Here is a 15,869-nt window from a genome sequence, read left to right on the forward strand (position 1 = left end):
GGTGTTTTTGTTTTGTGGAAAGCCCGGCCTAAACTGAAGGAAGCTGCATGTTCGACTCGCTGAACGATCGCCTGTCCGGTCTTTTCGACCGCCTGAGCGGCCGCGGCGTCCTTTCGGAAAAGGACGTCGACGAAGCCCTGCGCGAAGTGCGGGTCGCCCTGCTTGAAGCCGATGTGGCGCTGCCGGTCGTGCGTCAGTTCATGACCAAGGCGCGCGAGCTGGCCACCGGTGAAGCGATTATCAAGGCCGTCAAGCCCGCCGATCAGGTGGTCAAGATCGTCTATGACGGCCTGATCGACATGCTGGGCGGCGAAGAGCCGACTCCGATCAATCTGGCTGCCGTGCCGCCCGCCGTCATCCTGATGGCCGGTCTGCAAGGGTCGGGTAAAACCACGACCTCGGCCAAGCTGGCGTTGCGTCTCACGAAATTCGAGCGCAAGAAGGTCATGATGGCCTCGCTCGACACTCGCCGTCCCGCCGCCATGGAGCAGTTGAAACTGCTCGGCGAGCAGATCGGCGTCGATGTCCTGCCGATCGTCGCGGGTCAGAACGCCGTCGAAATCACCCGCCGCGCCCTGCAATCGGCCAAGCTTCAGGGCTACGACGTCCTGATCCTCGACACCGCCGGTCGCACGACGCTCGACGAAGGCATGATGGCCGAGGCGTCGGAAATTGCGACCATTTCCAACCCCATCGAGACCTTCCTCGTCGCCGACTCGCTCACCGGTCAGGACGCCGTGCGCACCGCCGCCGCCTTCCATGAGCGCCTGCCGCTGACCGGCCTGATCCTGACCCGCGTCGATGGCGATGGCCGCGGCGGGGCCATGCTGTCGATGCGCGCCACGACCGGCCTGCCGATCAAGTTCACCGGTTCCGGCGAAAAGGTCGATGCCCTCGATGTGTTCGACGCCCGCCGCATCGCCGGTCGTATTCTCGGTCAGGGCGATGTCGTCGCGCTGGTCGAAAAGGCCTCGCAGGAGCTTGACGCGGCCAAGGCCGAGCAGATGGCTAAGAAGCTGTCGAAGGGTCAGTTCGACCTCGACGATCTGGCCGAACAGCTCAAGCAGATGAAGCGCATGGGCGGTATGCAGGGGATCATGGGCCTGCTGCCGGGCGTGCAGAAGGTCAAGAAGCAGATGGACGAGATGAATATCTCGGACAAGATGTTCGACCGTCAGATTGCCGTCATCTCCTCGATGACCAAGATCGAGCGCAAGAAGCCCGACCTGCTCAACGCCTCGCGCAAGCGTCGTATCGCGGCGGGGGCGGGCGTCGAGGTGTCGGAAATCAACCGTCTGCTCAAGCAGCACCGCCAGATGGCCGACGCCTTCAAGATGATGGCGCGCAGCGGCGGCAAGGGCCTCGGCAACATGGCCAAGATGCTCGGTATGGGCGGCGGCCCGAACATGGCCCAGATGCAGCAGATGGGCAAAAAGATGCAAGGCGATCCGGCCGCCATCGGTGACAATCTCGGCGTCGATTTCGAGCGCCTGAAACAATTGGGGGCCGGTCAGATGCCGACCGATGTCCCCGGACTTCCTAAAGGGCTCCCCGGTTTGCCCGGTTTAGGTGGCCTTCCCGGATTGGGTGGCGGCAAGCCGCCCTTCAAAAAATAACAAACTGAATTCAACGAACAAAGGATCTTATCATGTTGAAAATTCGTCTCGCCCGCGGTGGTTCCAAGAAGCGCCCCTACTACCACATCGTCATCGCTGACGCCGCCGCCCCGCGCGACGGTAAGTTCATCGCCAAGGTCGGTTCGTATAACCCGATGCTGGCCAAGGACGACGCCAAGCGCGTGACCCTGAAGGTCGAAGCCATCGCCGACTGGCTCAAGAAGGGCGCTCAGCCGACCGACCGCGTCGCCCGTTTCCTGTCGAAGGAAGGCCTCGTGAAGTGGGAACACGGCAACAACCCGAAAAAGGGTACCCCGGGCAAGAAGGCTCAGGAACGTGCCGCCGAGCGCGCTCAGCGCGAACAGGACCGTCTGGACGCCGAAGCCGCCGCCCGTGAAGAAGCGGCTGCTGCCGCTGCCGCTCCGGTCGTTGAAGAAGCTGCCGCTGAAGAGCCTGCCGTCGAGACCCCGGCTGAAGAAGCCTAAGTTTCTGCGATTTGAAACCGAGAAAGGCCGGGGCTCACGCTCCGGCCTTTTTTCTTTGCGCTGCACGAAGGCTGCTCTTATTCATACTCCCCCACTTGTGGGGGAGGTGGATCGGCGAAGCCGAAACGGTGGGGGGCCTTGCGGTATTTCCACCTGACTTAGCAATCTTCCTATCGCCCGCTTATGGCGTCAGTGCTTATCTCCCGTTAAAGGAGTCCTCTATGCGTAAATACCTGCTTGCCCTTGCCGGTCTTACCGTCGCCACGTCCGCCGCAGCTCTGCCGGTCTATCTCGACGACCGCTCCACACCGCAATCCCTGATCCAGTCCTATTACAATGCTATCAATCGCGGTGAGTTGGCGCGGGCTTATACCTATTACGAGCGCGACTACCTGCCGGAGTTTCAGAAATGGGCCAAGGGCTACGAAAACACCCGCGAAGTCTGGGTCGTGACGGGCAAGGCGACCTCCGATCCCGGCGCTGGGAACATCTATTATAATCTGCCGGTCGCCGTGCAGTCGGTCAGCAAGGACGGCACGAAAGAGGTCTTCGCAGGCTGTTACGTGCTGCACATCACCAATTACGGGATGCAGATTCAGCCGCCCTATCAGCCGATGACGATCCGCAGCGGCAAGCTGGTCAAGACCAATAAGTCCGTCAAGCAGGCGGTGCCGAAAACCTGCCAACCTTGATTAAACGACGCGCCTCAGCTATCCCGCACGGATGACGCAAAAATCAAATCTCATCTTCATAGCGCAGGTCGGTGCCGTGCACGGCGTGCAGGGCGAATTCAAGCTGCTCAGCTTTATGGACGATCCGGTCAGCGTGCTGGAATATAGCCCGCTGCTATCGCAGGACGGAAAACCGGCTCTGGTTATCACCGCTGCCCGGGCACACAAGGGGCAGCTTCTGGTGCGCGCCGAAGAGGCCCCCGACCGTACGGCGGCGGAAAAGCTGAAAGGCCTGAAGCTGTACATCGACCGGGCGGAGCTGCCGGAGATCGAGGACGAGGACGACTACTATATCACCGACCTGCTGGGGCTTGAGGTGCGCGGAACAGACGGGTCTGTCCTGGGGCGCGTCAAGGCCGTCGAGGATTTCGGCGCGGGGGATCTGCTCGATATTCAGCCGAAGGGTGGGGCAAGTTATTATCTGATGTTCACCCGCGAAAACGTGCCGGAGGTGAATATCGCGGATGGCTATGTGGTGATTTCTCCGCCTGTCGAGCAGGTGGTTGAGGGCGAAGAAAAAGAGAAATAAACCACGGACGGCCACGGAAAGCACGGAAAAGCTGAGGCGTCTTTCTGCCCGAAGGGCCTAATTCATTTTGTGACACGCTTTGTCAAAGCGCTTCGCGCGAGATCATAAAGCAATGAATTTCCGTGCTTTCCGTGTCTGTCCGTGGTAAATTATTACTTCCTTTAAAGGAACATGCCGCCCGACGCTTCGATGCGCTGGGCGTTGATCCAGCCGCTGCGCGACGACAGGATGGCCGCGACCGCGCCGCCGATATCGTCGGGCAGACCCGCCCGTCCTAAGGCCGTATTGTGCGCCACGAAGGCGTTCATATCGGCATTGTCGCGGGTGCGACCGCCGCCGAAGTCGGTCTCGATGGCCCCCGGCGCCAGAATATTGACGGCAATGCCGCGCGCGCCTAGTTCCTTGGCCTGATAACGCGTCAGCACCTCCATAGCGCCCTTCATCGAGGCATAGGCGGCGTAACCCGGCACCGAGAAGCGCGACAGACCAGTCGAGATATTGAGAATGCGTCCTCCGTCGTTCATCAGCGGCAGCAGAATCTGCGTCAGAAAGAACGGGCCTTTGAAATGGATGTTCATCAACTCGTCAAACTGCGCCTCGGTCGTTTCGCTGAACGCCGCATGGATACCGATCCCGGCATTATTGACGAGGTAATCGAAGCGTTCGACGCCCCATGCCGTCAGGGTCTCTTTGACTTTGTCAGCAAAAGCCGCAAACGTGCCGACCGCCCCGACATCGAGCGGCAGACCGACGGCCTTGCGTCCCAGTGCCTCGATCTCGGCGACAAGGTTTTGGGCCTCGGTCAGGTTCGAACGGTAGGTGAAGAGGATATCGACGCCGTCCTTGGCCAGATGCAGGGCGGCGTTGCGCCCGATGCCGCGACTGCCGCCGGTGATGATCGCGATGGTCATGAGTGTCTCCTGTGTGTGATCCGATGAACACCTTATCCCGGTGATATTTTTGGATAAATCCGTCAGATTTGATTAGACTGTTCATATAAATGAACAATAATGTGCCCATGTTTCGTCTCGATGCCCTTCTGATGTTCACGCGGGTCGCCGAACTGTCGTCCTTCACCAAGGCAGCGGACAGTCTCGGTGTACCCAAGGCCACCCTGTCCACCGCCGTGCAAACGCTTGAGGCCGGGCTGGGGACGCAACTGCTCTATCGCACGACGCGGCGGGTGCAGCTGACTCACGACGGGCAGGTCTTTTACGAACGCGCCAAGGATCTGCTGGCCGATGCCGACGACCTGTCCGGCCTGTTCGAAACGGCGGCGGTCAGCGGGCGTATCCGGGTCGATATGCCGCTGGGCATGTCGCAAAGCCTGATCCTGCCGAACCTGCCCGCGTTTCTCGATCAGCACCCCGACCTGCGCATCGAACTGTCCTCGACCGATCGCTTCGTCGATGTGGTGCGCGAAGGGTTCGATTGTGTGATCCGGGTAGGGGTGCTTGCCGATTCCGGCCTGATCGTACGGCCTATGGGGCATCTGACCCTGATCAATGTGGCCAGTCCGGCCTATCTGGCGCGGTTCGGAACCCCACAGACACTGGACGATCTGAGTGGACACCGGCTGGTCCATTATGTCAGCCAGATGGGAGCACCACCCGACGGCTTCGAATACGTCGACGGCAATGATTATCGTTCGGTGCCGATGGACGGCGTGGTGACCGTGAACAATTCTCAGGCCTATACCCAGGCGGCGCTCAGCGGTCTGGGGATCATTCAGGCCCCGCGCATCGGCCTGTCGCAGTCTCTGACCGAGGGGCGGCTGATCGAAATATTGCCGGACCACCGGGCCGCGCCTATGCCAGTATCGCTGATATATCCGCAGAGGCGCAATCTGGCGCGCCGCGTCCGGGTGTTCATCGACTGGGTGGCCGATCTGATGAAGGGTTACGCGGGATAATCCAAACCCTGCAAACGGTTGTTCTGTAACGATGTTAGGCGATAGTTTCCTAATAAAGCCACATTGACGTTTGATAAGATTAACCCAATAGTGTTGTCTGTCTTGGGGGCAAGGGAGTTGTTATGAGCATGCGTAGGTTGATATCCGGTGCCGTTCTGGCCGTGTCCGTCGTGACTCTGACGGCCTGTACCACCGCGACTCCTTATCAGCCCGTTACGGGTAATCCGGCTTCGTCGATGGCGCGTGGCTATAGCGACCAGAAGATCGAGACCAACCGCTACCGTTTGAAATTCGCCGGCAATTCGGCGACCTCGCGTGAGACGGTCGAGGACTATATGCTCTATCGCGCCGCCGAGCTGGCGCTGGAAAACGGTTTCGACTGGTTTACCCTGTCGGGCCGGAATACCAAGGAAGATAAATCGACCACGACCACCTATCGTGATCCGTTCCGCGGCCCCTATTACGGCGGCGTGTTCTGGCGCTACTATCGCGGCCCCGGCTGGGGTCCGTGGGGGGCGTGGGAAGAAGACGAGACGACCTTCTACCGCTACGAAGCCTCGGCTGAGGTCATCCTCGGCAAAGGGCCCAAGCCGGAGGGCGATCCAAACGCCTATGATGCGCGTGAGGTGAAGCAGAACCTCGATGGGCGCATCGTCAGGCCCGCGGCAAGACAATAAAAAAGGGCTCCAGCTGGAGCCCTTTTTTCTATTCCATACCTTCCATTTTTACCGGCTTGAGGCGGCGGCGGTTCATGTGGTCGGAAGGGGCCTCGGTCTGATCGGGCAGTTCGCCCTTGTGATAGAACTTCTGCCACGCCTGTTTGATGGCGGCAGGGTCGCGGTTGACGAGGCTTTCGTTGAAGGCGGCACGGCTGGTCGACCAGGTCTCGAACTGCGCCTTGAGGTCCGGATCGGACTCGATCGGCTTGATGACCGGCTGAATGTCGTCGAGTTTTTTGTGCTCGACGACATTGATGAAACAGAAGGATTCGCCCTTCTCGAAATGCACGATACCGGGGCGCGTCATCTTCCAGTTCATGGTGAAGGGGAAGGGCAGCCAGTCGGTTTCGACGAGCCCCGTCAAAGGCACGATGCCGTCCTTGACCTGATTGGGCGCGCCTGACGCCCACAACGCCCAGCCGGGCGGCGTGCGGAACAGGTAGCCGGTATGGAAAGTCACGATGCCGTGGCTGAAATGGCTCTGCACGAAGTGGTCGACATAGGCGCCGGGACGGTCGGCCGTAATGGTAATGTCGGTCGCCAGATGGCCGCCGTTCCACTCGATGGTGATGTCTTCGGGGACGATGAGTTCCCAGCCCGTCGAATTGGCCATGGTCAAGGGCAGGCAACGATAGGGAAAGCGGTTGGCGAAGGCGTCCATCCAGTCGCGGTCGGTGCGGCCGGGGATGATTTCGCGCGCGCCGTTCTGCACGATAAAACATTCCAATTCCATTGCGCCAAGACCTCCTGTAAACGCCAAGCTTATGAACTCCGATAAGACCTTTTATACGCAAGCCACCCTGCTTCAAGCCCTAAACGACTGGGGCATCGCATCGCGTACACTGGAACACCCGGCGGTGTTTCGCGTCGGCGAGGGCGACGAGATCAAGGCGGCGCTGCCGGGGGCGCATACGAAGAACCTGTTCCTCAAGGACGACAAGGGTCAGCTCTGGCTTATCAGCGCCGAACAGCAGACCCAGATCAATCTGAAAGCCCTGCCGAAGCTGATCGGATCGGGGCGGTTGTCGTTCGGCTCCGAGGCGCGGCTACACGACGCGCTGGGCGTCAGACCGGGATCGGTGACGGCCCTGGCCCTGATCAATGACCCGGAGCAAAAGGTGAAGTTCATCCTTGACCGGCGTTTGCATGACGCGGAGATCGTCAACTTCCACCCGCTGATCAATACGGCGACGACGGCTCTGACGCAGGCAGAGTTCCGGCGGTTCCAGGAGAAATTGGGTCGAGATTATAAAGTGGTAGATTTCAGCAATTTAGCGCCGGGCTAATCACCTGCTCCAGGTTAAGGGTGCAGGGTCCGTGACCCTGCCCCTGCCCTCATCTTCACTTAATCAATCGATCCATTCGATGAAGGCGCGCACCGTGGTGACGGCGGCGGCGACATCGGCGGGCATTTCGGTCAGGGTCTCGGTCAGGCCGTAGAGGTCGGTGATGGCGTCGGGGGCTTTCGGCTCGAAACCTAAAGCTTCGGTGACAAAGGCCGGGAACTTGGCCGGGTGCGCGGTCGACAGGACGATTTGTGGGGCGTCGCCTTTGCGTTCCAGCGCGGCGGCTAGCGCTACGGCGGTGTGCGGGCAGATGACCTGACCATATTTTTCGTAGGCAAGCTTGATCGTCGCCTTGGTCTGTTCTTCCGAGACGGTCGAAGCCGAGACTTCGGCTTTCAGTGCCGCTTGCAGGTCCGCGGACAGGGTCACGTCGCCGGTCTGGGCGAAGTCGTTGAACAGGGTGCGCGTTACGTCGGCGTCGCGGCCCGAGGCTTCGAACACAAGGCGTTCGAAGTTCGACGGCGCCTGCACGTCCATCGATACCGAGGCGGTCTCGGTCGCCTGACGGCGGACATATTTACCGTTGTTGATCGCCTGATTCAACGCGTCGTTGCGGTTTACGGCGGCGTGCAGGTGACCGACATTGCCGCCGATCTTGCGCGCCACCCATCCCGCGAAGGCATCGCCGAAATTGCCGGTGGGCACGACGAATTCCGGCTTATCGGCACCCGTATGGGCGGCGGCGGCCAGATAATAGGGCACCTGACCGAGCAGACGGCCCCAGTTGATCGAATTGACCGAGGAAATCAGGCCCTGTTGCTTAAGGACGGGTTCCGACAACAGCGCCTTGACGATGCGCTGGCAGTCGTCGAAATCGCCTTCGACGCCGACGTTCAGCACGTTGTCGGCCTGAACCGTGGTCATTTGCAAACGCTGAACCGGCGAGACGCGACCGAGCGGATGGAAGACGACCAGCTTGACGTGTTCGGACCCGGCAAAGGCGCGCACGGCGGCGGCACCGGTATCGCCGGAGGTGGCGGTGACCAGAGTCAGCTTTTCACCGCGCTGCGCCAGAGCCGCGTCGGTCAGCGGGGCCATCATTTGCATGGCCATGTCTTTGAAGGCGTGGGTCGGGCCGTGATACAGCTCCAGCAGCCATAGATTGTCGTCGAGCTTAGTCAGCGGCACTTCACCGTTGCGCAGGAAGGCGTCTTCGGTGCGCTGGGCGGCGGCCTTGACGGCGTGGTCGCCGAGGACATTGACACCGAACAGGTTGAGCAGCTTCACCGTCAGGTCGCCATAGCCGCCCGCCGAGGCGCTTTTCAGGTCGAAATCCGGGGTCGGCCAGTGTTGCGGCACGTACAAACCGCCATCAGGGGCGAGGCCGTCAAGTAAAGCGCCCGAAAAGGTACGATGTTCGTTGAAGCCGCGCGTGCCGATATAGTTCATTTTGTTACCATTTCTTAAAAGCATTCAAACGCTTCTTGCATGAAGAGGCGTATGTCCGCTAATAGGCGCAGGTGTTGGCCTGCGATAAAACTGTCGCGGGGGGCCTATCATTTTAAGCGGCGTTAGAAAAGACTTTCATGACTTCGGGCGGCACAAAATCGGTGTTTCCGGCGCATCTGGCGGCGGCGAAGCGCGTGACGCTGAAGATCGGTTCGGCGCTGGTCGTCGATCCGGCGACGGGGGCCGCCGACATGGCGTGGCTGCGCGGTCTGGCCGCCGATGTTGCGGCGTTGCGCGAGGCCGGGGCCGAGGTCATGATCGTATCTTCCGGGGCAGGGGCCTTGGGGCGGCGTTATCTGGGGCTCAAGACGCGCAATTTGCCGCTCGACAAGAAACAGGCGGCGGCGGCGGCGGGGCAACCGATCCTGATGCGCGCCTGGGACGAGGTATTCTCCGAACACGGAATTAAGGTGGCGCAGGTTCTGTTGACGCGCGAGGATACCGAACGCCGGAGGCGGTGGCTCAATGCGCGCGAAACGGCGGAAACCCTTCTGACGCTGGGCGTCGTGCCGATTGTCAACGAGAACGATACGGTGGCGACCGAAGAGATAAAATACGGCGACAACGACCGGCTGGCGGCGCGGGCGGCCATGCTGGTACGCGCCGAAGCGCTGGTCCTGTTGTCGGATATCGACGGGCTATATACCGCCGATCCGCGCCATGATCCGTTAGCGGAACATATCGCCGTGGTCGATACGATCACACCGGATATCGAAGCCATGGCGGGCGGCGCGAATGTTCATGCGGGCGTCGGCACCGGCGGCATGGCGACCAAGATCGCCGCCGCGCGCATCGCCGGATCGGCAGGCTGTTCGACGACGATCATGAACGGTCAGGCGATCCGGCCCCTGTCGAAACTGGCCGAAGGCGCGCGATTCACCCTCTTCACGGCGCAGGGTTCTTCGGGCGTGGCCTATAAGGCATGGATCGCAGGGACGGTGGTGCCTGCGGGACAAATCCATATCGACGCGGGGGCGGCCAAGGCGCTGACGACGGGCAAATCGCTGCTGCCGTCGGGGATCAGCGCCGTCACGGGCATCTTCGACAAAGGTGACTCGATCGCCATCCTCAGCGACGGACGCGAAGTGGCGCGCGGCATTGCCGCCTATGGTTCCGACGACATCGCGCAAATCAAAGGTCGGGCGAGCAAGGACATCGAGTCGATCCTCGGCTATACATCTGGTGATGTTGTGATTCATCGCGACGATATGGTGATGGTTTGAATTATGATATCGCCTGTGATATCATAATTTATGAAGATCGTTTTAGATACCAATGTCGTGGTTGCCGCGATGCGAAGTACGCAAGGCGGTTCATCTGAGCTTTTACGTCAAGCCCGTAAGGGACGTATTCAGCTACTGGCCAATGTAGCGCTCGCGTTGGAATACGAAGCTATTTGTTTAATGCCAGAGCATGTTTTGGCGGCTCAGTTAAGCCGGGCGCAGGCAGATATCTTCGTCACTGCGGTCATCGCTATGTGCGATCCAGTCGAGACTCATTTTCTATGGCGTCCTCAGCTACGTGATCCCGCCGACGAGTTTGTTCTTGAAGCAGCGGTCAATGGCGGGGCAAGCGCGGTGATTACGTTTAACCAGCGCGATTTCTTGCCTGCTGCCGGACGTTTCGGTTTGGACGTTATGAAGCCTGTAGATCTTATTCGGAGACTAGCCCTATGACTCGCGCGATACCTACTTATCCGCTCCGACTGCCCGTATCGGTAAAGTTGGAGGTCGAACGTTTGGCCAAAGAAGACGGGACGAGCATGAATCAATTCATCGCTACCGCTGTCGCCGAAAAGCTGGCAGCCCTAACCACGGCGGCCTATTTCACAGATAAGCGCGCTAAAGCCGACTTTGGTACTTTCGACGCTTTGCTGGCGCGCGAGCATAGCGAAGCCTCGCGTGACGACGATCGGCTTTGACCTGGGCCATCAAGGCACGTAAAGCGTTCAGACTTCAAAAGGACGGATACCATGGACACCGCTGCCAACCTCGACCTGACCCATCTGATGACCGATCTGGCCGCCAAGGCCAAGGCGGGAGCCGAGGCTCTGCGTCTGGCAGGGCCAGAGGCGCGGACGGCGCTCATCCTGTCGGCGGCGAAGTTCATCCGTGCGCGTCAGGCCGACATTCTCGCGGCCAATGCCGCAGATGTTGAAGCCGCCTCCACCAAGGGCCTGTCGAGCGCCATGGTCGAGCGTCTGGTGCTCAATGCCGACCGCGTCGAAGCCATGGCCAAGGGCCTCGAAGAGGTCGCGGCGCTGCCCGATCCGGTCGGCAGGGAACTGGCGCGCTGGACGCGCCCCAACGGCCTTGATATCGCACGCGTTTCGACCCCCATCGGCGTCATCGGCATCATCTACGAGTCGCGCCCCAATGTGACGGCGGACGCCGCCGCCCTGTGTATCCGTTCGTCGAACGGTGCGATCCTGCGCACGGGGTCCGAAGCGTTGAAATCGGCGCTGGCCATCTTCGCGGCGTTCGAGGACGCCTTTGCCGAAGCCGGGATCGAGGCCGCCGTGCAACTGGTCCCGACGCCGGATCGCGACGCCGTGGGCCTGTTGCTCGGCGGGCTGAACGACGCCGTCAATCTGATCATCCCGCGCGGCGGCAAGTCGCTGGTGGCCCGCGTCCAGCAAGAGGCCCGCGTGCCCGTGCTGGCGCACCTGGAAGGCCTCAACCACACCTATATCCACACCGCCGCCGATCCCGAAAAGGCGCTCAATATCACTTTAAACGCCAAGATGCGCCGCGTGTCGGTGTGCGGCGCGACCGAGACCCTGCTGATCGACAAGGCCGTCGCCGAAACGCTTCTGCCGGGCATCGCCAAGGCTTTGGAAGACAAGGGTTGCGAACTGCGCGGCGATGAGACGGCTCAGGCGATCTACCCGATGAAAGCCGCGACCGAAGACGACTGGCGCACCGAATATCTGGAGAAGATCCTCGCGGTGCGCGTCGTCGAAGGGCTCGAAGCCGCCATGGCGCACATCAAAACCTACGGCACCCAGCACACCGAAGCCATCATCACCGAAGACGCCGAGGCGGCTGAAATCTTCCTCAACGAGGTCGATTCCGCCATCGTCATCTGGAACGCTTCGACTCAGTATGCCGACGGTGGCGAGTTCGGTCTGGGCGCCGAAATCGGTATCGCTACGGGCCGGATGCACGCGCGCGGTCCGGTCGGGGCCGAGCAATTGACCACGTTCAAATATGTGGTGCGCGGCGCGGGCCAGACGCGGCCTTAATGGCATTGAGCTGTTAAACTTTTCGCACGGCGCGGAAACGTGTCGTGTGAAAACGTTTGCGTCCAAAAATCACATGTCAAAACGATTGCCATAGGCGAAATTCATTTGACGTACCGATATTCAATATATAATCATAATATATGACACGACGCATCGGATCTGTATCCCTCCAGACGTGGTGAAAGCCACGTCGCCCTTGAGGTCCGATATCGTCTCTGTCCCTTTGACGCATGGGCTTTGTGCATGGCCCTGTGTCGAGGGTGTACCATCCCTTCTGTGGACTACAGCTTCGCCCCTCCATCGCCTCATGGAGGGGTTTTTTTTGAACGAACACCAAAATACCATCTCGATAATCAGGATGATATTTTACAGGTTTGCGCAGGCTGGACTATAACCGGTCGCAAAACAGGGACAAAACACATGGCCAGATATCTCCGCGGTACCCTTCTGCTGGGCGCGCTCATGGCAGCGACCGCCTTGTCGCCCGTGGTGGTGACAGCCCAAACGACCGCCCTTTCGGCGACGCGCGGCCTGAGGCCCAATCTCGAAGGCCAGACCGCGACGCCATTGCGATATCGTCCGGACGGTGCGGATTTCGTCATCCGTAACGGCGAAGAGTTCTTCAACCGTGCGCTCTATGGCGGCAATACGGCCTTCCGCGTCGACGGCGGCGACAAGCCGGAACTGTCGCTGTATCTGCCCGGTCGCGGCGGCAATCTGCGACTGGGTGTGAAAACCGCACAGGGCATCAAATGGCTGAGCGACACGGCGGAGATCGTCACGCGCTACCGTCCCGGTGAGCTGCTCTACACGGTCAGCGATCCGATCCTGGGTAAGGGCAAACTTGAGATCGCCGTCCTGGCCTATCATCAGACCGAAGGCGTGATCGTTCAGGCGCAGGGCAAGGGCTTGCCCAAGGGCGCGGAACTGATCTTCGCCTATGGCGGCGGCAACGGTCAGCGCGGTACGCGCGACGGCGATATCGGCACCGAGAAAGTGCCGATCAGCGAATACTTCCAGTTCAAACCTGAATATGCCGTCGACGATCGCTATGCCCTGAGCGCCGGTGGCTTCACCGTGTCGGGCAAGGCCGCGCAACTGAACGGCGTGACGTCTGTTCCGGCAAAGATCGTTTGGGCGGATGCGGCTAAATGGGGCGATGCCAAGGCGTTGTTTGCGTCCTCCGCCGACGCGTCCATTAAGGTCGCCATCGGACATATTCCGCTTACGGACAATGGGCCGGTCTATATCTCGGTTCAGGTGACCGGACGGCCTGTGGCCGGCGATCTCGACACCTATCGCGCCGTCACCGCTCCCGGCGGCAATGCCGGGGCGACGGCCAAGGTCATCCCGCTCGATCCGACCTATGCGGCGGCGGAATTGCCGAAGCGTTTTGCCGCCACACGTACTCATTTCGCGGCCTTACGCGACCGCGTGAAGATCGAAACGCCGGACCCCTATCTCGATGCCGCCGTTGGGGCGCTGAACGTCGGGGCCGACGCCATCTGGGACGAGGCCCAGAGCGGCGTGATGCACGGGGCCATCGCCTGGCGCGTCAAGCTGCTCGGCTGGCGTGGCCACTATGCGCCGGATGCGCTGGGCTGGCACGACCGGGCGCGGCGGAATTTCAGCGGCTGGGCCGCGCGTCAGAACACCCGTCCGATCCCGGACAAATTGCCGCCCGCAGATGCCGACGCCAATCTGGCGCGCAGCGAAGCCGCGCTGCATTCCAACGGCGACATGTCCAATTCGCACTACGACATGAATGCCGGCTTTATCGACGCCCTGTTCCGCCACCTGCTGTGGACCGGCGACGTTGAGTACGCCCGCGAAGTCTGGCCGGTCATCGAGCGGCATCTGGCGTGGGAAAAGCGCATGTTCCGCCGCGAATACGGCCCGGACAAGCTGCCCTTGTACGAAGCTTATGCCTCGATATGGGCCAGCGACGACGTTCAATATAGCGGCGGCGGTGTGAGCTATCAATCGGCCTATAACCTCTATCACAATCGCATGGCGGCGCGCCTCGCCACCCTGATCGGAAAGGACCCCACGCCCTATGCGCAGGAGGCCGAACTGATCGGCAAGGGCATGCGTCAGTATCTGTGGATGGAGGATCGCGGGGCCTTTGCCGAATACCGCGATATTCTCGGCGAAAAGCTGCTTCACCCCAGCTATGGCCTGTGGAGCTTCTATCACACGATGGATTCCGGCGTGCCGGACGCCTTCGAGGCCGCGCGGATGGCGGCGGACCTGCAAACCCACCTCAAGCCCCTGCCAATCGCGGGTGAGGGCGTGCCGAAGGACCGCGACTACCACGTCCTGCCCAGTTCCGACTGGATGCCGTACAGCTGGTCGGTCAATAATGTGGTGATGGGCGAGAACCTGCATACCGCGCTGGCCTACTGGCAGGCGGGACAGTCCGAAGAGGCCTACGACCTGACGCGCGGCTCGGTCATGGCCAGCTTCTATATGGGGATCGCGCCGGGTAATATCGGCAGTCTGAACTATCTCGACGTCTACCGCCGCGAGGCCCAGCGCGACTTCGCCGACGGGGCCGGGGTCATGTCGCGCACCGTGGTCGAGGGCCTGTTCGGGGTAAAGCCCGACGCTTTGAGCGGCACCCTGACCCTGACGCCGGGTCTGCCGAAGGATTGGGACCACGCGAAACTGACTCACCCGGATCTGGGGCTGGCCTTCAAGCGCACCGACCTGAGCGAGCAATGGACGGTCAGCCAGACGGCGACGCGGTTCAAGCGCTTCGTGCTGGAGATACCGGCGACACACGAAACCGTGTCGGTCACTGTAGACGGCAAACCGGCCAAATGGATCGCCCTCAAAAGCGTGGGGGCGCCGAAACTGCGCATCGAAGCCCCATTGACCAAGGCGGCGGTGGTCAAGGTCACATGGTCCGGTGCGGCTATCGATCCCGAACGCAACCTCATGGCCATCGCCGGACCCGAGCCGGAGTTCCGGGCGCACAAACGGGGCGCGTTCGAGTGGTTCACATTGGTGGAACGCACGAAGGATACGCACCCGGTCTGTGTGCCGGAAACGCCGACATGGACGCAGGCAGGGGTAGCCGTCAAGGCCGAAGCCGTCGATCTGACGCCGTATTTCAACGATCGCGTCACGGAAATTTTCAAACCGAACAAATACCTGTCGCCGCGCTCGCCCTATGTGTCGCTGTCCCTGCCGTCGCAGGGCATCGGGGCATGGGCCGGTCACGTCAAGGCCACCGCCGAAATCGACGACAAGGCTCTGCGTGCCGGGGGCGGCAAGGTCACGCTGCCCAACGGCCTGAGCTTCGCGACCCCGGCAGGCGAGGCCAGGAACATCCTGTTCACCTCGCAGTGGGACAACTACCCGAAAACCGCGACGGTACCGCTTAATGGCAAAGCTAGCCATGCCTATCTGCTGATGGCCGGATCGACCAACCATATGCAGAGTCAAATGATCAATGGCGAGGTGGTCATCACCTATACGGACGGCAGCGAGGCGAAACTCGACCTGCGCAATCCGGAAAACTGGTGGCCGATAGAGCGCGACTATTTCATCGACGACTATCAGTTCCAGTTGTGCGGCAAGGCCCCGGTACGGCTCGATCTGAAAACCGGCGCGGTAACCGTGCCGGGCGAGGCTAGCAAAGGCCGCAAGGATCGCGAAAACATCGCGGGCGGTGCGGCCAATGTGCTGGATATCGCACTCGATCCGACCAAGACGCTGAAATCCCTGACCGTCAAGACTCACGTCAACGAAGCGGTGATCGGGCTGATGGGCGTCAGTCTGGAACGATAGGCCTTAGGGCTTGCTTACGTAGCCACTGCCTTACCGCACGGCT

Annotated in this window: 15 protein-coding genes; 12 read left to right on the forward strand and 3 right to left on the reverse strand. The window is 60.9% G+C overall.

Going from position 1 to position 15,869, the window contains the following annotated elements; genetic code table 11:
* Positions 1 to 47 precede the first annotated feature (47 nt).
* From ffh to rimM, 4 genes are all read left to right on the forward strand, one after another.
* Complete coding sequence (gene ffh / locus AEYBE204_RS22240) at positions 48 to 1,616, forward strand: signal recognition particle protein (RefSeq protein ID WP_023460573.1); 1,569 nt, start codon at positions 48 to 50, stop codon at positions 1,614 to 1,616.
* A 32-nt stretch (positions 1,617 to 1,648) separates the two neighbouring features.
* A complete protein-coding gene (gene rpsP, locus AEYBE204_RS22245; RefSeq protein WP_023460574.1) occupies positions 1,649 to 2,101 on the forward strand; it encodes a 30S ribosomal protein S16 in 453 nt (150 codons plus the stop codon).
* A 221-nt stretch (positions 2,102 to 2,322) separates the two neighbouring features.
* Positions 2,323 to 2,793 carry a hypothetical protein gene (locus AEYBE204_RS22250; RefSeq protein WP_023460575.1) on the forward strand — a complete coding sequence of 157 codons (471 nt, stop codon included), beginning with the start codon at positions 2,323 to 2,325 and terminating at the stop codon, positions 2,791 to 2,793.
* A 31-nt stretch (positions 2,794 to 2,824) separates the two neighbouring features.
* Complete coding sequence (gene rimM / locus AEYBE204_RS22255; RefSeq protein ID WP_023460576.1) at positions 2,825 to 3,361, forward strand: ribosome maturation factor RimM; 537 nt, start codon at positions 2,825 to 2,827, stop codon at positions 3,359 to 3,361.
* 161 nt (positions 3,362 to 3,522) lie between these two features.
* Here the strand turns inward: rimM and AEYBE204_RS22260 are convergent, their stop codons facing one another.
* Positions 3,523 to 4,272 carry an SDR family NAD(P)-dependent oxidoreductase gene (locus tag AEYBE204_RS22260; protein ID WP_023460577.1) on the reverse strand — a complete coding sequence of 250 codons (750 nt, stop codon included), beginning with the start codon at positions 4,270 to 4,272 and terminating at the stop codon, positions 3,523 to 3,525.
* 107 nt (positions 4,273 to 4,379) lie between these two features.
* Between AEYBE204_RS22260 and AEYBE204_RS22265 the strand changes: the two genes are divergently transcribed.
* Both AEYBE204_RS22265 and AEYBE204_RS22270 read left to right on the forward strand, forming a co-directional pair.
* Positions 4,380 to 5,273 (forward strand): LysR family transcriptional regulator, encoded by an 894-nt coding sequence (locus tag AEYBE204_RS22265; RefSeq protein WP_023460578.1) that lies wholly within the window; start codon positions 4,380 to 4,382, stop codon positions 5,271 to 5,273.
* A gap of 128 nt (positions 5,274 to 5,401) precedes the next feature.
* Positions 5,402 to 5,950: a hypothetical protein gene (locus AEYBE204_RS22270; protein WP_369751790.1), complete on the forward strand. Its 549-nt coding sequence runs from the start codon at positions 5,402 to 5,404 to the stop codon at positions 5,948 to 5,950.
* Between the two features lie 28 nt (positions 5,951 to 5,978).
* Here the strand turns inward: AEYBE204_RS22270 and AEYBE204_RS22275 are convergent, their stop codons facing one another.
* A complete protein-coding gene (locus AEYBE204_RS22275) occupies positions 5,979 to 6,725 on the reverse strand; it encodes a DUF6065 family protein (protein WP_023460580.1) in 747 nt (248 codons plus the stop codon).
* A gap of 31 nt (positions 6,726 to 6,756) precedes the next feature.
* Between AEYBE204_RS22275 and AEYBE204_RS22280 the strand changes: the two genes are divergently transcribed.
* On the forward strand, positions 6,757 to 7,278 hold the full coding sequence (locus AEYBE204_RS22280; RefSeq protein WP_023460581.1) for a prolyl-tRNA synthetase associated domain-containing protein: 522 nt from the start codon (positions 6,757 to 6,759) through the stop codon (positions 7,276 to 7,278).
* Positions 7,279 to 7,341: 63 nt separating this feature from the next.
* On the opposite strand, the gene thrC is transcribed toward AEYBE204_RS22280, so the two are convergent.
* Positions 7,342 to 8,727 carry a threonine synthase gene (gene thrC / locus AEYBE204_RS22285; protein ID WP_023460582.1) on the reverse strand — a complete coding sequence of 462 codons (1,386 nt, stop codon included), beginning with the start codon at positions 8,725 to 8,727 and terminating at the stop codon, positions 7,342 to 7,344.
* A 137-nt stretch (positions 8,728 to 8,864) separates the two neighbouring features.
* Between thrC and proB the strand changes: the two genes are divergently transcribed.
* The 5 genes from proB to AEYBE204_RS22305 all read left to right on the forward strand — a co-directional run bounded on the left by proB (position 8,865) and on the right by AEYBE204_RS22305 (position 15,826).
* The gene (gene proB, locus AEYBE204_RS22290) at positions 8,865 to 10,010 is read left to right on the forward strand and encodes a glutamate 5-kinase (protein WP_023460583.1); all 1,146 of its coding nucleotides are present in this window, start codon (positions 8,865 to 8,867) and stop codon (positions 10,008 to 10,010) included.
* Positions 10,011 to 10,040: 30 nt separating this feature from the next.
* On the forward strand, positions 10,041 to 10,463 hold the full coding sequence (locus AEYBE204_RS22295) for a putative toxin-antitoxin system toxin component, PIN family (protein ID WP_023460584.1): 423 nt from the start codon (positions 10,041 to 10,043) through the stop codon (positions 10,461 to 10,463).
* An 86-nt stretch (positions 10,464 to 10,549) separates the two neighbouring features.
* A complete protein-coding gene (locus AEYBE204_RS40635; RefSeq protein WP_023460585.1) occupies positions 10,550 to 10,708 on the forward strand; it encodes a hypothetical protein in 159 nt (52 codons plus the stop codon).
* Between the two features lie 51 nt (positions 10,709 to 10,759).
* Complete coding sequence (locus tag AEYBE204_RS22300) at positions 10,760 to 12,031, forward strand: glutamate-5-semialdehyde dehydrogenase (RefSeq protein WP_023460586.1); 1,272 nt, start codon at positions 10,760 to 10,762, stop codon at positions 12,029 to 12,031.
* 420 nt (positions 12,032 to 12,451) lie between these two features.
* Entirely contained in the window at positions 12,452 to 15,826 is a 3,375-nt protein-coding gene (locus AEYBE204_RS22305; RefSeq protein ID WP_023460587.1) for a DUF4450 domain-containing protein, read from the forward strand.
* Positions 15,827 to 15,869 lie beyond the last annotated feature (43 nt).

It is taken from the genome of Asticcacaulis sp. YBE204 (assembly GCF_000495855.1).
Classification (GTDB): Bacteria; Pseudomonadota; Alphaproteobacteria; order Caulobacterales; family Caulobacteraceae; genus Asticcacaulis.